We start from the raw sequence: 16,895 nt of genomic DNA on the forward strand, positions 1-16,895 counted from the left end.
CGTTTTGGAACGGCCGCGGCGGTCGTGCGCGCGCGTAGCGCCATCCAAAAAACTGATTAAAACCTCGGGGGTAAATAACCCGGGGTATCAAAAAATTTGCAGCCGCATTCGCTTGCGTGCGCCAAATCCATCCCCTACGCTGACCCCCTGATTGCGCCTGTCTTTGAATTGAAAAGGCAAAGCCGGCGCAATGAAAAACTCCCACGGAGGCATTGCAAAGAAAATTGACGCGTCAATTTTCAATGCATTGTTTCGCCCAAAAACAATCAGATCCGCATCGCACGAAGAATTCTTTCATCACGGCCCAGGCGTTTCCAATCCCACGGAGAAACCGGAATGCATGCCCTGCTCGAAGCCATCGATTCGCCCCATTCGCTGCGCCAGCTCGGCATTGCGCAATTGCCGGGCCTTGCGGATGAATTGCGATCCTTCATCGTCGACAGCGTGTCCCGCACGGGCGGCCACTTCGCCTCCAACCTGGGCACGGTCGAGCTCACGGTCGCCCTGCACTACGTGTTCGACACCCCGCGCGACCGCATCGTCTGGGATGTCGGCCACCAGAGCTATGCCCACAAGATCCTGACCGGCCGGCGCCAGGCCATGCCCACCTTGCGCCAATTCGGCGGTATTTCCGGATTTCCCCGGCGCGCCGAATCCGAGCACGATCATTTCGGCACCGCGCATTCCAGCACCTCCATTTCCGCCGCCCTGGGGTTTGCACAGGCCGCCCGCATTTCCAATTCGACCGATCACGCCATTGCGGTGATCGGCGACGGTGCCCTGAGCGCCGGCATGGCCTTCGAGGCCATGAACAATACGCAGGCCTGCGGCCGCTTATTGGTGATATTGAACGACAACGACATGTCGATTTCGCCCCCCGTCGGCATGCTGCGCCTTTATCTGGGCGGATTGATTTCAGAACGCGCCTATGCCAGCGCCAACGAAGCCAGCCGGCAAAGATTGCGCGCCATGCGCCCGGCGCTGACCCCCTGCGAGCCCTCGGAGCTCGGCCTGTCGCCCGCCACCCTGTTCGAGCAGTTCGGCTTCCACTACACCGGCCCCATCGACGGCCACGACCTGGGCGCGCTGATCCCGGCCCTGCAGAAGCTGCAGGCGCAGCCGGGCCCGCAGCTGCTGCACATCGTCACGCAGAAGGGCCACGGCTACCGCCCGGCCGAGCAGGACCCGGTCCTGTACCACGGCCCCGGCAAGTTCGACCCCGCCGCCGGCATCAAGACCGCCCCGGCAGCCGCCCCCGCCAAGCCGACCTACGCCCAGGTCTTCAGCGACTGGCTCTGCGACGAGGCCGAGGCCGATGCGCGCGTGGTCGCCATCACGCCGGCCATGCGCGAGGGCTCGGCGCTGATGGACTTCGAGCGCCGCTTTCCCGAGCGCTACTTCGACGTCGGCATCGCCGAGCAGCACGCCGTGACCTTCGCCGCGGGCCTCGCGGCGGCGGGGATGCGGCCCGTGGTCGCCATCTACTCGACCTTCCTGCAGCGCGCCTACGACCAGTTGATCCACGACGTGGCCTTGCAGAACCTGCCGGTCGTGTTCGCGGTCGACCGCGCCGGCATCGTCGGCGCCGACGGCGCGACGCACATGGGCGCCTTCGACGTCGCCTACCTGCGCTGCATTCCGAACATGGTCGTGATGGCCGCGTCCGACGAGGACGAGTGCCGCCAGATGCTGCACACCGCCCTGCGCCACGACGGCCCCGCCGCCGTGCGCTACCCGCGCGGCGGCGGGCCCGGCGCGCTGCCCGTGCGCGCGCTGCAGCCGCTGCGCATCGGCCGCGGCCAGGTGCGGCGCGAATCGACGCAGCCGATGGGCGCACGCATCGCCATCCTGGCCTTCGGCACGATGGTGGCACCCAGCCTGGCCGCCGCCGAGCGGCTCGACGCCACGGTCGCCAACATGCGCTTCGTGAAGCCGCTCGACGCCGACCTGGTGCTCTCGCTCGCCGAAACGCACGACGTGCTCGTGACCGTCGAAGAAGGCTGCGTGATGGGCGGCGCCGGCGCGGCCTGCCTCGAGTCGCTGGCCGCGCAGGGCGTGCTGATTCCGTCGCTGCAACTGGGCCTGCCCGACCAGTTCGTCGAGCACGGCGACTGCGCCCGGTTGCTCGCCGCCCACGGCCTGGATGCCGACGGGCTGGTGCAGTCGATCCAGGCGTTCTTCGATGCCCACGCCCCCGCGTTCCGCACGGCTCGCATGAGCCTCGTTTCCTGAAACCCACCGTGACCGCCAGCCAGAGGAGAACCCGATGAGCACAGCCACCGCACGCCGCATCGATGCGCCCGCCCCGCCTTCGCTTCAAGTGATCCGGGGTGCCGAGGCCAACCCGTACCACGCCAAGGTCGAGTACACCTACCAGGACGACCCCGAGGACTGGCGCAAGGCCATCGGCGAGGACCTGATGTTCCAGTTCGGCGTCTACGACGACCCGCGCTCGGTGCCGCCGATCTCGCTCAACGAATCCGGCCTGCGCTACTTCGACCAGCAGATGGAGATCGCGGGCCTGGACCAGCCCCCGCCGTTCCCCATCCGGCGCATCCTCGACGTGGGCTGCGGCTGGGGCTTCGGCCTGCGCTACCTCGCGGAGCACTTTCCGCAGTGCCGCCAGCTCGACGGCATCAACATCAGCGAGACGCAGCTCGCGCACTGCGCCCGCTACCACGCCCAGCAGCACCTGAGCGACCGCGTGAACCTGTACCTGTGCGACGCACAGGACGTCGCCCTGCTGCCCAACCCCGACACGCCCTACGACCTGGTGACGATCCGCGGCGTCATCTCGCACTTTCCGAACGACCTGTACGAACGCTCGATGAAGCAGGTGGCCGCGCGCATGCGCCCGGGGGCCAAGGTCGTCATCTCCGACAACCTCTACAACATCCCGCTGGACAACTACCGCTCCGACATCGAGGACGAGGTCGACCGCCTCGCCTGCAAGCACCGCAAGACGCCGGCCTACTTCCGCCGCGTGCTCGAGGAGAGCGGCTTCGTGGTCGAAGACATGCGCGTGCTCCCGCGCAACATCGACGTGGCGCGCTGGTTCACCGACGTGAAGGAAAACATCGAGAAGAACTTCACGCCGGACACCATCCCGCCGCCGCTGGAAGAACTGCGCGTCATGGCGGTCAGCCTCTCGGTCGCGCTGATCAAGGACAAGTTCTCGACCTACAGCGTCATCGCGCGACGCGTCTGAATCCCCCACAAGGAGCGCCCACACCATGCAAGCATCCGCGCAAGCCGTCGGCATCGACGTCATCCACAGCCGCAGCCTCGACCACTACCAGGACAAGATCGAGCAGGTCTACGCCGACACGCCCGACCAGTGGCGCAAGGCGATCGGCAACGAGCTCTGGTACCAGTACGGCGTGTTCGACGACAAGATGGACCCGCACGACCTCCCGCTCGACGCCTCCGGGCGGCGCCACATGGAGCACCAGTTCGAGCTCGCCGAGCAGGCCGGCGCCGACCTCTCGCCGGCCACCGTGCACCGCGCGATCGACATCGGCTGCGGCTGGGGCCCGGTGCTGAAGTTCATTGCGCAGCGCTACCCGCAGTGCGCGCGCATCGACGGCGTGAACGTGAGCCGCCCGCAGCTGGAATGCGCGCGCGAACTCATCGCGCACGAAGGCCTGGCCGACCGCGTGCGGCTGTACCAGTGCAACGCCAAGGACATCGGCGAGCTGCCCGACGCGCAGGTGCCCTACGACCTGGCCATCCTGCGCGGCAGCCTCATCCACTTCACGCCCGAGGTGCTGGAGCAGGCCATGGCCTCGCTGTCGGCGCGCATGCGCACGGGCGGCACGGTCATCATTTCGGAGAGCCTCTACAAGGTGGACCTGGCGACCTACAAGTCGCACATCCCGGACAAGGTCGACCGCGCCGCGTCGGGCTACCGCAAGACGCCCGATGGCGTGAAGCAGGTGCTCGAGCGCCACGGCTTCGCGGTGCTCGACCAGCGCGTGCTGCCGTCGAACGCGGAGGTGATCCGCTGGTACGCGCTGGTCAAGGACAACCTGGACGCGCACCACCCGACCAGCAAGACCGCCACGTTCACCGAGCTGCGCGACATCGCCGTGAGCTTCTCGGACGCGCTGCTCAAGGACAAGGCCTCGTCGTTCAGCTTCATTGCGCGGCGGACCTGAGCATGCCCGAACCGACCCCGTTCGCCCAAACCCTGGCCCGCATGCCCGAGCTGGGCAGCAAGGTCCATCTCCCCGACCCGGGCCTCACGCTCAAACCCGCCTGGCACCCGCAGAACGACGCCATCGAGGCGCGGCTGGCGGTGGACGACCGGCCCTATGTGCTGGCGCACTTTCGCAGCGAGAAGGCCACCGCCGCCTACCTCGGGCAGCGCGTGCCGGCCTACGGCGGCCTGTGCTACCCGCACGCGAAAGCGGACCGCATCTATTCCGTCATGCGCATGATGAATGCGGGGACCCTGATGGACGATGCCTTCACGCCCCTGGAGCTGAGCGCCGACCAACGCCCGCGCGACGAACTCCTGCGCCACTACCTCGATGCCCTGGAAGGCATCCTGCCGCCTGCCAGTGCGCCGCTGCCGCGGCTCCTGTTCGACACGCTGCCGCCCATCCAGGCGCAGCTGGCGCAAAAGCCCCGCGTCTGGGAGCGCATGAAGGCCGGCATCCGCAGCCAGCTGGTGCGCATGGCCGATCCGCTGGCCTACCAGATGGACACGCTGACGCTGGATGGCTACATGGACCTGCGCCGCGACAACGCGTTCGGCGAGTACCTGACCATGCTGACCGAGTACGCCCTGGACGTGGACATGACCGATGCGCTGGCCGAAGACGCATCGCTGCGCGCGGTCCGCACCGCGGCCATGGACGCGGTCATCCTGGTGAACGACTTCTTCTCGTTCCGCAAGGAGGTGCCGGCGAGGGATTCGCTCAACGCCATGTGGGTGCTGATGCGCGAGGAGGGCCGGGACCTGCAGCAGGCGGTCTATCGCCTGGCCGCTCTGTGCGCGCGCAACGAGCAGGCGTTGATCCGGTCGCGCGACGCGGTGCTCGCCGGCCCCCTTGGGCAACGCCCCGACGTGCGCGCCTACGTGCGCGAGCTGGAATACATCAGCTCGGGCAACGCGGAGTGGTGCGTCATCACGCGGCGCTACCACCTCTCGGACCAGCGCTTCGTTTCCGGCGAAGTGACCATCGCGGCGGCTCCGACGCTGGACGACATCGCGGCGGCCGACGCGCGCGCCGCCTGACCCTGCGCCACACCGACATCCCCACGCACTTCGATCCATTTCACAGGAGCAGATGCATGAATGCCGTTCTCGAAAGCACCACGCCCGCGGCGCTGGAGCCGCCCCCGAAATTCGTGATCCCCGAGATGTTGAAAGCCATCCGGCCGCGCATCAACACGAGCTACCCCTACATCAAGCGGCTGCATGCGCAATGGCTGTACGAGAACTACGGCAAGCCGGAGCCGGGCAGCCTGCACGGCGCCATCGAGCGCATGGATTCGCTCTACGACGCCAGCGTGTTTCCGGACGGCATTCCGGAGCGGGTCGCGCACCACGCGAGCATCCTGACGCTGATCTTCCAGTGCGACGACCTGACGACCAGCGACCCCGAGCAGTGCGCGAAGATCATCGCCGAAGACCCCGACGCCCACGACGCGCGCGTCATGGAAGGGCTCTGGCAGACCATCCGCCAGCATGCGCCCAGCGACGCGGTGTACCAGCGCCTGCGCGGCCGGTGGACCCGCTGGATGCACCACCTCAAGGTCGAGAAGGAATTTCGCGACAACTGGGCCAACGAAGACATGGAGAGCTTCCTCAAGGTGCGCCTGATGTCCAGCGGCATGCAGCCGTACATCGCCGCCATGGAATACGTGCTGGACATCGACGTGTCCGACCTGATCGAGGACCCCGACATGAAGCGCGCGGTGGACCTCGTCAGCTGGCACTGTGCGTTCACGAACGACGTGTACTCATATGCCGTCGAGTACTACTCCACCGAGGACACGCTGAGCTCGGTCCTCATCATGCGCAACACCCGCGGCCTCGATGCGCAGCAGGCCATCAGCGCCGTCTGCGAAATGATGGAAGAGATGTACGCAGAGCTGGCCGGCCTGATCGCCCGGCTGCACGAGCGCTATGCCAATCACCCGCTGGGCGCGCGCCTGCACCTGTACCTGGACACCTACCTCCTGATGGTGGTGGGCACGCTGCAGTGGCACATCGAATCGCCGCGGTACGGCGGGCACGGGCACATCTGGAACGGGTTGCCCATGCGGCATGTGGATGTGAGCCTGGCGGGCACCGACAAGATGGAGGGCGCGGGCGCCCCGCAACAGGCACCGGTCGGTTCTGTCTACGTGTCGTAGAGACCGCGCCATGAAGCTGCCGTACTTCGAGTGCCCCATTCCCAGCGCCATTCATCCCGGGGCGGCGCACGCGGATGCGCAGTCGGTCGCCTGGATGCGGCGCTTCTCCCTGTGCCTGAACGACACCGAACGCGACCGCATGGCCCGCTCCGGCTGCGGCGAACTCGCGGCCCGCATCGTGCCCGACGCCACGCCGCAGACCCTGCAGATCCTCTCGGACTTCTTCATCTGGAACGTCTCGTTCGACGACGAGTACTGCGACGAGGGTCCGCTGAGCCGGCAACCCGGCCGGCTGGCCGGCGTGCTGGCGATGATCCACCGGGCGATCGAGACGCCGGAAGACAGCGCGCAGGTCGACGACCGCTATGCCGCAGCCATGTGCGACATCCGCCGCCGCCTGGACGCGCACGCCACCGCCGACCAGATGGCCCAGTGGCTGGCCGCCATGCGGGGATGGTTCTTTGCCGAGGTCTGGAAGGCGGGCAACGTGGCCTCGGGCCATGTCCCCTCGCTGAACCAGTACGGGCTGCTGCGCCTGTACAGCGGGGGCGGCCTGGCCTTTCCCACGCTGGCCGCGATCGCCGAAGGCTATGCGGTGCCCACGGACCTCCTGGAGGATCGCCGTGTCAGGGCGCTCGCGGAAATGGCGCTCACGCTGGCCACCTGGAGCGCCGACATCGTGTCGTACGAGAAGGAGGTGGCGCGCGAGCAGGGCGGGCACAACCTGATCAGCGTGATCCAGCACGGGTCCCAATGCTCGCCCGCGGCGGCAGGCGCACGGGCCGTCGCCATGTACATGGAGATCATGCAGCTCTTCCTGGGCCTGCGCGGCGAACTCATCGCCGCCGGCACCTCGCCCGCGCTGCAACGCCATGTGCAAAGCCTGGGCCGCATCGTCAGGGCCACGTTCGACTGGTGCCACGGCTCCGAGCGCTACGTGCAGGATGGCATGCCCGACGGAGCCGGGCCGCAGGGCGCCCCTGCGCCGAAGGTGGCATCCACTGCGTCCGCCATTCCGTGCATCGCCTGGTGGTGGACGCACGACCCCGCGGCGCAAGAAGCCCGCCGGGGCACGCCGGCCCTGCACGTCGCAGGCCAGGGTGAACGCGCCCGTGCGGGAGCGCTCCCATGAACCCGCCCACGATGCCGCGCGTGATCGATGCGGCCTTCCAGGAAGCGGGCCATCTCGCGCCGCCCGCCGCGGCAAGCTGCGGCCCGGCCGCGCACACCATCGGCCTGCAGCAATTTCGCAGCACCGTGGGCGAAACACGCCGCCCGCTGCCCTATGCCGAGGGCTGGTTCCTGGGGTGCTTCTCCAGCGAGCTCGCGCGCGGGCAGGTGCTGACAGTGCCGTTCATGGGGCAGGAACTCGTCCTGTACCGCACGCACGCCGGGCTCGCCCGCGTCGTCGAGCCGTACTGCCCGCACCTGGGCGCGCACCTGGGCCACGGCGGCAAGGTCGACGGCGAGAACCTGGTGTGTCCGCTGCACGGGCTGGCCTACGGGCCGGACGGCGGCTGCGTGCGCACCGGGCACGGCGAGCGGCCGCCGCGCGCCGCGCTGACCGCGCGCCACGCCCGGGAAATCGACGGTGCCGTCCTGGTGTGGGTCGACCATGCGGGCCGCCCTCCCCAGTGGGACGTGTCGCACCACGACCTCGGCGACTTTTCTTCCGCCTGCTACATCCGCAAGACGCTGGACGGCTACGCGCACGATGCAGTGGAGAACGGTGCCGACATGGTTCATTTCGGCTGGCTCCACGGGCTCTCGGACATGACCATGTCTCACCGGGCGGACGACTGCAGGTTCGAGATCTCGCTATCGGCCCGCTGGAAAGGGCTGCACATCCGTGGCGAATTCATGAACTACGGCGTCGGTTATGTGATGGGCTCGTTCGAGATGCCCGACCTGGGCGTGCGGCTGCAGACGCAGGTCTTCTTCACGCAGATCGCACCGCTGAAATGGAAGCTGGCGATCGCGGATCGGCTGCGCATCGTGCGGCTTGGCCGCGCGCCCCGCATGCTGAGGAGCGCGATCTACGCCGTGCTCACGCCGATCGCCAGCCGATGGATGCGGTGGTTCATCGAGCCGGACTTTCCGATATGGAATGCCAAGAGCTTCATCAAGCATCCCAGGCTGACCGCGGGCGACAAGACCCTGATCGTCCACCGGCGCTGGGCGTCCCGGTTCTATCCGGGCGGCCTCGTGGACGATCCCGGCGCACTGCACGCGGGAGACCACCATGCCCCTTGAAACCCTGCTGCCATGCGATGTCCGCGAGGCCCCGGTGCCGCAGGGCGGACCCGCCGCCCCCTTCGACACCTGGATGCTCGACGCGGTCCGCCGCACCGAGCACGCACTCGCTGCCGGCCTGCCGCCGGCCGAGACCCTGCCCACGCACCTGCACGAAGCGCTGCGCTACGCCGCGCTCGGCGGCGGCAAGCGCATCCGCCCGCTGCTGTGCCAGGCGGCGGGCGCCCTCGTGGACGCACCACCCGACGCGCTCGACGCCACGGGCGCCGCGATCGAGATGGTCCACGTCTACTCGTTGGTGCACGACGACCTGCCCGCGATGGACGACGACGACCTGCGCCGCGGCAAGCCGACCGTGCATGTGGCTTACGACGAGGCCACCGCCATCCTCGTGGGCGATGCGCTGCAGGCCCAGGCCTTCCTCACGCTGAGCGAACTGCCGCTGCCGACCGAGCGCCGCATCGCACTGGTGCGCGAGCTGGCGCAGGCGGCCGGCTCGCGCCAGCTCGTGGGCGGCCAGGCCATCGACCTGCAGAGCGCGGGCCGGTCGTTGAGCCAGCCCGCGCTCGAGCAGATGCATCGCATGAAGACCGGGGCGCTGATCCGCGCGGCCGTGCGCATGGGGGCGCTGTGCGGCGCGGCCGACGTGCCGGCCAACGCCGCGCTGTACCGCGCGCTCGACGACTACAGCAGCGCCATCGGCCTGGCCTTCCAGGTGGTCGACGACATCCTCGACGCGACCGCTGACACGGCCACGCTCGGCAAGACCGCAGGCAAGGACGCGTACGACGACAAGCCGACCTGCGTGTCGATGCTCGGCCTCGACGCCTCGCGCACGCTGGCCCGCACGCTGAACGCGCGCGCCCATGCGGCGCTCACACCCTTCGGTGAGCGCGCCGCACGGCTCGGCCAGCTGGCCGACCTGGTGGTCCAGCGCGCGCACTGAGCCCCACCTGCGAATGCCCCCGTCCCAGGAGCCCCGACATGCCTGAACCGACGACCCATTTCATGAGGGAACCACTGGGCGTGAACAGCGCCCCGTCGGTTGCCGACGAACGCCACGCGCGCGTCGTGGAGGTTCGCACGCCGCCGCGGCCCATGCGCAGCACCACGGGAGAGACGCGCCCCCCGCATCCTTATGCCAACGGCTGGTTCGCCGTGTGCTTCAGCCACGAGGTCAAGCCGGGCGCGGTGCGCATCGTGCCGTTCGCGGGACAGGAGCTGGTGATCTACCGCACGCAGTCGGGCCTGGCCCGTGCCATCGATCCGTACTGCCCGCACCTGGGCGCGCACCTGGGCCACGGCGGCAAGGTCGACGGCGAGAACCTCGTGTGCCCGTTCCACGGCCTGAGCTTCGGCCCCGATGGCGGCTGCGTGCGCGCCTGCACGGGCCAGACCCCGCCGAACGCGGCGCTGACGGGCCGCTACATGAAGGAGATGAACGGCGCGATCATGGTGTGGCGACACAGCGAGGACCGGCCGCCCGACTGGGACATTCCGGAAATGGACCTCAGCGACCGCCTCAACCCCCGGTACGGTAGCCACGAACTCGAAGGCTACTTCGACTCGATGGTCGAGAACAGCATGGACCTGACCCACTTCGGATGGGTGCACGGATTCACCGAGACCGCGCTGTCGCACGAGGTGGACGGGCACAAGCTCGTCGTCACGATCACCGCCCGCTGGAAGGGGCAGCGTTTCCACTCGCGTCTGACCAACTTCGGCCTCGGCTTCACCCGCGGGGAGAACGCGTTGCCGGACCTCGGCGTGCAGGTCGTGACCCTGGCCTTCGCGACACCCGTCGCGCCCATGAAATGGACCTTCCGCTGGAGCGACAACCCCAGCGTCGCGCGCTTCGACCGCTGGCCGGCCCCGCTGCGCAAGCTCGCCTACCAGGTGCTCAATCCGCTGGCGCACCGCTGGCTGATCTCGGTGGTGGGCGGCGACTTCCCGATCTGGGACGCCCGCACCCGCCTCCCGCATCCCAAGCTCATGGCGGGGGAGCGCTCCTTCACCGCCTTCCGGCGCTGGTCGGCGCAGTTCTACCCGCCCACCTCCGGCGACGACGCAGACGCTGGCCATGTCCTGCGCATGTCTGCGGGACGCTGAGCCGCCCCCACCAGGAGTTCCCCCCATGCGCGTCATCCTTGCCCAGCCCCGAGGCTTGCGAGCTGCGCGACATCGCCGTGAGCTTCTCGGACGCGCTGCGCAAGGACAAGGCGGCGTCGTTCAGCTTCATTGCGCGGCGGACCTGAGTTCCTGCGCGAACGGCGCCAGGAACGCCACTCGCGCGCCTGCCCCACCCACCTCACCCGCGACGACGCGACCCAGGAGAAAACCGCATGACCAGCCGTCTCAAGTTCCCGTTGCTACCGATCCCGCGCCGCTGGGAGATGCATCCGCACTTCGATCCCGCGCATTCGCTGACGAACCGCTTCGAGATGGCGACGCTCGCCTACTGCGACCGCTTCAGGATGTACGACAGCGAGACGCAACGGGCTCGCCTGGCCAAGATAGAAATCTCGCGCCTTGCCGCCCTGATGTACACCAAGGGCTCCGACGAGTTGCTGCAGGTCGGCTCCGACTTCACGTTGTGGGCGTTCGCCTTCGATGACGAGTACTGCGACGAGGGCCCGCTCAGCAAGGATCCGGCGGGTTTCAACCGCAAGGCCTGCGAGATCCTGCGCGGCATCGACAGCCCGGAGGATCCGCCTTGCAACGGCGACAAGTACGCCATGGGGATACGGGACATCCGCCAGCGCCTGGACCGGTTCGCCAAGCCCCAGCAAGCCGCGCGGTTCACCGAGATGATCCGCTGGTACGTCACCTCCGAGATGATGAAACTCACGGACCCCAGTCCGACGCTCAGCGATTACTTCGTCACGCGCCTGTACGCGGGGGGCGGCATGGCGTTTCCGGCGCTGGTCCATATCGTGGCCGACGTCGACCTCCACCAGAACGAGTGGGAGGACCGGCGCGGGCGCGCCCTGATGGAGATCACGGCCCTGCTGGCCATCCTCGACGCAGAGATGTACGCCTACCCCAAGGAAGTTGCGCGTAGTTCCAACGACCACAACATCCTCATCCTCTTCCTGCGCGACTACCGCTGCTCTTTCGAAGAGGCGGTCGAGCGCTACATGCAGATGCGCTGGCGAATGATCAGCCTCTTCGAGCGCGTGCTCCGGGACGTGCTCGAGGACGCATCGCCGGCCATGACCGAATTCGTCAACGGTCTGGCTCTCTATCACGTGGGGACGATCCCATGGTCGATCGGCAACAACCGCTATGGATCGATCAGCGGGCTGGTGACCAACGAAGCGGTCGAGAACGGCGGCGTCACGTACGAGTGTCCGCCGGAGAGTTTCGAATCAATCGGCATCCAGTCGTGCGATTGGTGGTGGACGCTCGATCCGGCGCGGCGAGAAGTCGCGCACAGGCGCCGGGCCTGAATCCGCAGGCGCGAAGCGCCAGGCACCAAGGGCGGCGATCCACCGAAACCGAGAGCTCACATGACCGTTCTACTGAAACAGACAGAGACCGAGGCGCCTCCCGCCCCACCGATGCATGTGTCGGACGCCGCGACGCCCTTGCGCGCGCGCCAGCCGATGGCCGCACACATGAAGTGCCTGCCCGGCGACGCACGGCCGGTGCTGCCCTATCCGAACGGATGGTTCGCCGCCTGCTTCAGCCACGAGCTCAAGCGCGGTGCGGTGCTGATCAGGCCCTTGATGGAACGGGAAATCGTCCTGTACCGGACGCAGTCCGGCCTCGTCCGCGTGATCGAGCCCTATTGCCCTCACATGGGTGCGCACCTGGGACACGGAGGCCGGGTCGAAGGAGAGAACCTGGTGTGCCCCTTCCATCGCCTGAAGTTCGGACCGGAAGGCGGCTGCGTGCACACGGGCCGCGCCGGGCCGACACCGCGCATGGCACTGAACGCACGGCATGCACGGGAGCACAACGGGCTTGTCTTCACGTGGGTGCATCACGAGGGGCACTCTCCCTCGTGGGAGCTGCCGGTGCATGACATGAGCGGCTGGAGCCGTCCGGCCTTCGTGCATCACGAGCAGGAAGGCTATTTCCAGAACTCCGGGGAGAACAGCGTCGACGTGATCCATTTCGACACGATCCACCGCTTTGGACAACCGGAAATGTCCGCCCGCGTCGTCGACAACCAGCTGGAGGTCCGGATGTCGGCCACGTTGATGGGCAAGCCCATGTTCCTGCATCTCACGAACTACGACGCAGCCACCATGTACGGGCACTTCACGGTGCCTTCGCTCGGCCTGCAAGCCGTTGTCCGGGCGTATTCCACGCCCAACACGCGCCTGCGCTGGTCCTTGCGCATCGTCACGACCCTGAAAGTCGAACGCTTCGCCCGCTGGCCTGCGGGGGTCCGCTCGGCGCTCTATGCGCTGATGAAGCCGCTCGCGGGCGTGTGGTCGGATCGCACGTCGCACCAGGACACGCGGATCTGGGACCACAGGGGGCTCCCGGGGAGTTTCAAGCTGATGGCCGAAGAGCGACCTGCCGCGCTGTACCAGCGCTGGGTGTCGCAGTTCTATTCGTGCGACTTCCCGGGTGTGAAGCCTTCGGCAACGGACAGGCCTTCGCACAAGGAGACTTGATGACCGCCTCCCTCGAGCATGCGCCCCACCGCATGGCCCCTCGCCCGGACGAGACCCGCTTCGACGCCTGGATGCACGACGCGATCGGCCGGTATCTCGGGCAGCTGGCCGACCTGATCGTCCACCGCTCGCACTGAAACGATCGCCCCGCCACCCGACGCGTTTGCCATGCCTTCTTCATCGCCAGCCAGGCGTCGTGGGTCCAGGACGAGGCTCTCGGCGCTGCATCCGAACATCCTCACCCAGGAGTCCCAGAGATGACCGAACCGACCGCGCGCACCATGATCGGCCTGCCCTCCGTGCAAGCGATCCATCCACCCGCAGGCGAACACCATGCCTTCCCCCAGGAGGTTCGCAAGCCGTACCTCCTGGCGCGCAGCGCCTCGGGCGACACCCGTCCTGCGCTGCCCTATTCCAACGGCTGGTTCGCCGTGTGTTTCAGCCACGAGGTCAAGCCGGGCGGGGTGCACGTCGTCCCCTTCATGGGCCAGGACCTGGTCGTCTATCGCACGCAGTCGGGGCTGGCGCGTGTCGTCGATCCGTATTGCCCGCACGCGGGCGCGCACCTGGGACACGGCGGGAAGATCGACGGCGAGAACCTGGTCTGCCCGTTCCATGGCCTGGCGTTCGGTACCGACGGCGGGTGCGTGCGCGCCTGCCCGGGCCAGACCCCGCCACGCGCGGCGCTGACGAGCCGCTACATGCGGGAGCAGAACGGGACCATCCTGGTGTGGCGGCACAGCGAGGACCGGCCTCCCGAATGGGAGATTCCCGCCATGGACCTGTCGGACCGCCTCAGCCCGCAATACGGCGCCCATGAACTCGACGGCTACGGCGACTCCATGGGAGAGAACGGCATGGACCCGACCCACTTCGGCTGGCTGCACGGATTCACCGACACCGAGATCACGCACGAGATCGAGGGGCACACGCTCGTCGCCACGATCAACGCACGCTGGAAAGGACAGCGATTCCGCTCGCGCCTGACCAACTACGGCCTTGGCCATGCCTGCGGGGAGAACGAAATGCCGGACCTCGGCGTGCACGTCGTGACCCAGGCGTACGCCACCCCCATCGCCCCCCTGAGATGGACGTTCCGCTGGATCGACAACCCCAGCGTCGCGCGGATCGATCGCCTGCCCGCGCCGCTGCGGCGACTCGCCTACCGGGTGCTCAATCCGCTGGCACACCGCTGGCTGATCTCGGTCGTCAACGACGACTTCACGATCTGGAACGCCCGCACGCATCTGAAGCATCCCAAGCTCATGCCGGGCGAGCGCACCCTGGCCGCGTTCCGCCGCTGGTCCGAGCAGTTCTACCCACCCACCCAGACCGCCGACGCGGAAGCCGGCTCGGCGCCGAGAACGTCGACGGGAAGATGAACCGCCACCCCGAGGAGTCCCCACCATGCGCGTCATCCTTGCCCAGCCCCGAGGCTTCTGCGCCGGCGTCGTGCGGGCCATCGACACGGTCGAACACGCGCTGCGGCGCCACGGCACGCCCATCTATGTGCGCCACGAGATCGTCCACAACAAGCACGTCGTCGACGACCTGAAAGCGCAGGGCGCGGTCTTCGTCGAGGAGCTGGCCGAAGTGCCCGCGGACGCCGTGGCGATCTTCAGCGCGCATGGCGTGAGCCACGCGGTCGAGGTCGAAGCCCGCGCGCGCGGCCTGCGCGCGATCGATGCCACCTGCCCGCTGGTCACCAAGGTGCACGAGCAGGGGCGCCGCTATGCCGCCAAGGGCTATGCGCTGATCCTCATCGGCCACGCCGGGCACCCCGAAGTGACCGGCACGCTGGGGCAGATTCCCGCGCCGGTCACGCTGGTGCAGACCGAGGCCGACGTGGACGCGCTGGTGCTCGATGCCGACACGCCGCTGGCCTACATCACGCAGACCACGCTGTCGGTGGACGACACGCGCGGCATCATCGACGCGCTGCAGCGGCGCTTTCCGCAGATCGTCGGCCCCGACACGCGCGACATCTGCTACGCCACGCAGAACCGGCAGACGGCCGTGCGCGAGCTGAGCCAGCAGGTCGACGTGGTGCTGGTGGTCGGCGCGCAGAACAGCTCCAACTCGCAGCGCCTGCGCGAGATCGCGGCGCAGGCCGGCGTGCGCAGCTACCTCATCGCGCAGGGCAGCGAGCTCAAGCCCGACTGGGTGCGCGACGCCGGTGCGGTGGGTGTCACCGCCGGTGCGTCGGCGCCCGAGACCATGGTGCAGGACGTGGTGGCCGCGCTGCGCCGGCTGGCCGAGGTGGAACTGCTGACGCTGCCCGGGCGCGAGGAGCACGTGGTGTTCCGCCTGCCGACGGAACTCGCAACGGAAGTGGCCGTGCCATGAAACCGCCCGTCGCACGCCGCAGTTCGCGGCAGGTGCGCGTAGGCACCGTGCGCATCGGCGGCGACGCCCCCGTGGCCGTGCAGGCCATGACCAACACCGACACCGCCGACGCGGTCGCCACCGTGGCGCAGGTCGCCGCGCTCGCGCGCGCGGGGGCCGAGCTGGTGCGCCTCACGGTCAACAACGAAGAGGCCGCCGCGCAGGTGGCGCCGATCCGTGACGCGCTCGCGCGCCAGCAGGTGCACGTGCCGCTGGTGGGCGACTTCCATTTCAACGGCCACCGCTTGCTCGCGCAGTACCCCGACTGCGCGCAGGCGCTGGCCAAGTACCGCATCAACCCCGGCAACGTCGGGCGGGGCGACAAGCGCGACGCGCAGTTCTGCCAGCTCATCGAGATCGCCTGCCGCCACGGCAAGCCGGTGCGCATCGGCGTGAACTGGGGCAGCCTCGACCCCGCACTGCTCGCGCGCCTGATGGACGCGAACGCGCAGGCGGCGCAGCCGCAGCCGGCCGACGAGGTGATGCGCCAGGCGCTCATCGTCTCGGCGCTGGAGAACGCCGCGCGCGCCGAGGACGTGGGCCTGCCGCCCGATCGCATCGTGCTGTCGGCCAAGGTGAGCCAGGGGCAGGACCTGATCGCCGTGTACCGCGAACTCGCCGCGCGCTGCGACTACCCGCTGCACCTGGGCCTGACCGAAGCCGGCATGGGCTCCAAGGGCATCGTGGCCTCGGCCACCGCGATGGGCGTGCTGCTGCAGCAGGGCATCGGCGACACCATCCGCGTGTCGCTCACGCCCGAGCCGAACGGCGACCGCACGCGCGAGGTGCTGGTGGCGCAGCAGATCCTGCAGTCGATGGGCCTGCGCGCCTTCACGCCCAGCGTGACGGCCTGCCCCGGCTGCGGGCGCACCACGAGCACCTTCTTCCAGTCGCTGGCCAGCCAGATCGAAGGCTGGCTGCACGCGCAGGCGCCGGCCTGGCGCGTGCGCTTTCCGGGCGTGGAAGACATGCACGTGGCCGTGATGGGCTGCGTGGTCAACGGCCCCGGCGAGAGCCGGCTGGCGCACCTGGGCATCTCGCTGCCGGGCTCGGGCGAGCAGCCGGTGGCGCCGGTCTACATCGACGGCGAACGCGCGCTGACGCTCAAGGGCGAGCACATCGCCGACGACTTCACGCGGCTGGTCGAGACCTACGTGGCCGCGCGCTACGGCGCCGATGCCGAGGCGAGCGAGCGGCTGGGCGCGTGGATGAAGCCGTCGTCGCGCGAGCGCGTCGTGCCGATCGCTGCCGTCTGAAGGCATC

14 protein-coding genes are annotated in these 16,895 nt (G+C 68.5%); all 14 read left to right on the forward strand.

Annotated elements, in window-relative coordinates:
* The first annotated feature begins 336 nt into the window (after positions 1-336).
* On the forward strand, positions 337-2,232 hold the full coding sequence (dxs, locus tag AC07XP_RS17675) for a 1-deoxy-D-xylulose-5-phosphate synthase (RefSeq protein ID WP_495265399.1): 1,896 nt from the start codon (positions 337-339) through the stop codon (positions 2,230-2,232).
* A gap of 34 nt (positions 2,233-2,266) precedes the next feature.
* Positions 2,267-3,208 (forward strand): SAM-dependent methyltransferase, encoded by a 942-nt coding sequence (locus AC07XP_RS17680; RefSeq protein WP_487847394.1) that lies wholly within the window; start codon positions 2,267-2,269, stop codon positions 3,206-3,208.
* Between the two features lie 25 nt (positions 3,209-3,233).
* Positions 3,234-4,157, forward strand: coding sequence for an SAM-dependent methyltransferase (locus AC07XP_RS17685; protein ID WP_495265400.1), 924 nt, complete (start codon positions 3,234-3,236; stop codon positions 4,155-4,157).
* Positions 4,158-4,159: 2 nt separating this feature from the next.
* A complete protein-coding gene (locus tag AC07XP_RS17690) occupies positions 4,160-5,242 on the forward strand; it encodes a terpene synthase family protein (RefSeq protein WP_495265401.1) in 1,083 nt (360 codons plus the stop codon).
* 56 nt (positions 5,243-5,298) lie between these two features.
* Positions 5,299-6,366 carry a terpene synthase family protein gene (locus AC07XP_RS17695; protein WP_159274697.1) on the forward strand — a complete coding sequence of 356 codons (1,068 nt, stop codon included), beginning with the start codon at positions 5,299-5,301 and terminating at the stop codon, positions 6,364-6,366.
* A gap of 10 nt (positions 6,367-6,376) precedes the next feature.
* The gene (locus AC07XP_RS17700) at positions 6,377-7,498 is read left to right on the forward strand and encodes a terpene synthase family protein (RefSeq protein WP_495265402.1); all 1,122 of its coding nucleotides are present in this window, start codon (positions 6,377-6,379) and stop codon (positions 7,496-7,498) included.
* Complete coding sequence (locus AC07XP_RS17705; RefSeq protein ID WP_495265403.1) at positions 7,495-8,619, forward strand: Rieske 2Fe-2S domain-containing protein; 1,125 nt, start codon at positions 7,495-7,497, stop codon at positions 8,617-8,619. Before AC07XP_RS17700 ends, AC07XP_RS17705 begins: the two co-directional genes overlap by 4 nt.
* A gap of 73 nt (positions 8,620-8,692) precedes the next feature.
* Positions 8,693-9,565: a polyprenyl synthetase family protein gene (locus tag AC07XP_RS17710; protein ID WP_495265433.1), complete on the forward strand. Its 873-nt coding sequence runs from the start codon at positions 8,693-8,695 to the stop codon at positions 9,563-9,565.
* Positions 9,566-9,627: 62 nt separating this feature from the next.
* Positions 9,628-10,728, forward strand: a complete 1,101-nt coding sequence (locus AC07XP_RS17715; protein ID WP_495265404.1) for a Rieske 2Fe-2S domain-containing protein — start codon at positions 9,628-9,630, stop codon at positions 10,726-10,728.
* 233 nt (positions 10,729-10,961) lie between these two features.
* Complete coding sequence (locus AC07XP_RS17720) at positions 10,962-12,068, forward strand: terpene synthase family protein (RefSeq protein ID WP_495265405.1); 1,107 nt, start codon at positions 10,962-10,964, stop codon at positions 12,066-12,068.
* A 60-nt stretch (positions 12,069-12,128) separates the two neighbouring features.
* Positions 12,129-13,247, forward strand: coding sequence for a Rieske 2Fe-2S domain-containing protein (locus AC07XP_RS17725; protein ID WP_495265406.1), 1,119 nt, complete (start codon positions 12,129-12,131; stop codon positions 13,245-13,247).
* Between the two features lie 257 nt (positions 13,248-13,504).
* Positions 13,505-14,629: a Rieske 2Fe-2S domain-containing protein gene (locus tag AC07XP_RS17730; protein ID WP_495265407.1), complete on the forward strand. Its 1,125-nt coding sequence runs from the start codon at positions 13,505-13,507 to the stop codon at positions 14,627-14,629.
* A 25-nt stretch (positions 14,630-14,654) separates the two neighbouring features.
* The gene (gene ispH, locus AC07XP_RS17735; protein WP_495265408.1) at positions 14,655-15,593 is read left to right on the forward strand and encodes a 4-hydroxy-3-methylbut-2-enyl diphosphate reductase; all 939 of its coding nucleotides are present in this window, start codon (positions 14,655-14,657) and stop codon (positions 15,591-15,593) included.
* Complete coding sequence (gene ispG, locus AC07XP_RS17740; RefSeq protein WP_495265409.1) at positions 15,590-16,888, forward strand: flavodoxin-dependent (E)-4-hydroxy-3-methylbut-2-enyl-diphosphate synthase; 1,299 nt, start codon at positions 15,590-15,592, stop codon at positions 16,886-16,888. Before ispH ends, ispG begins: the two co-directional genes overlap by 4 nt.
* The last annotated feature ends 7 nt before the right edge of the window (positions 16,889-16,895 follow it).

The sequence above is a fragment of the Variovorax sp. GW531-E2 genome, from assembly GCF_059423125.1.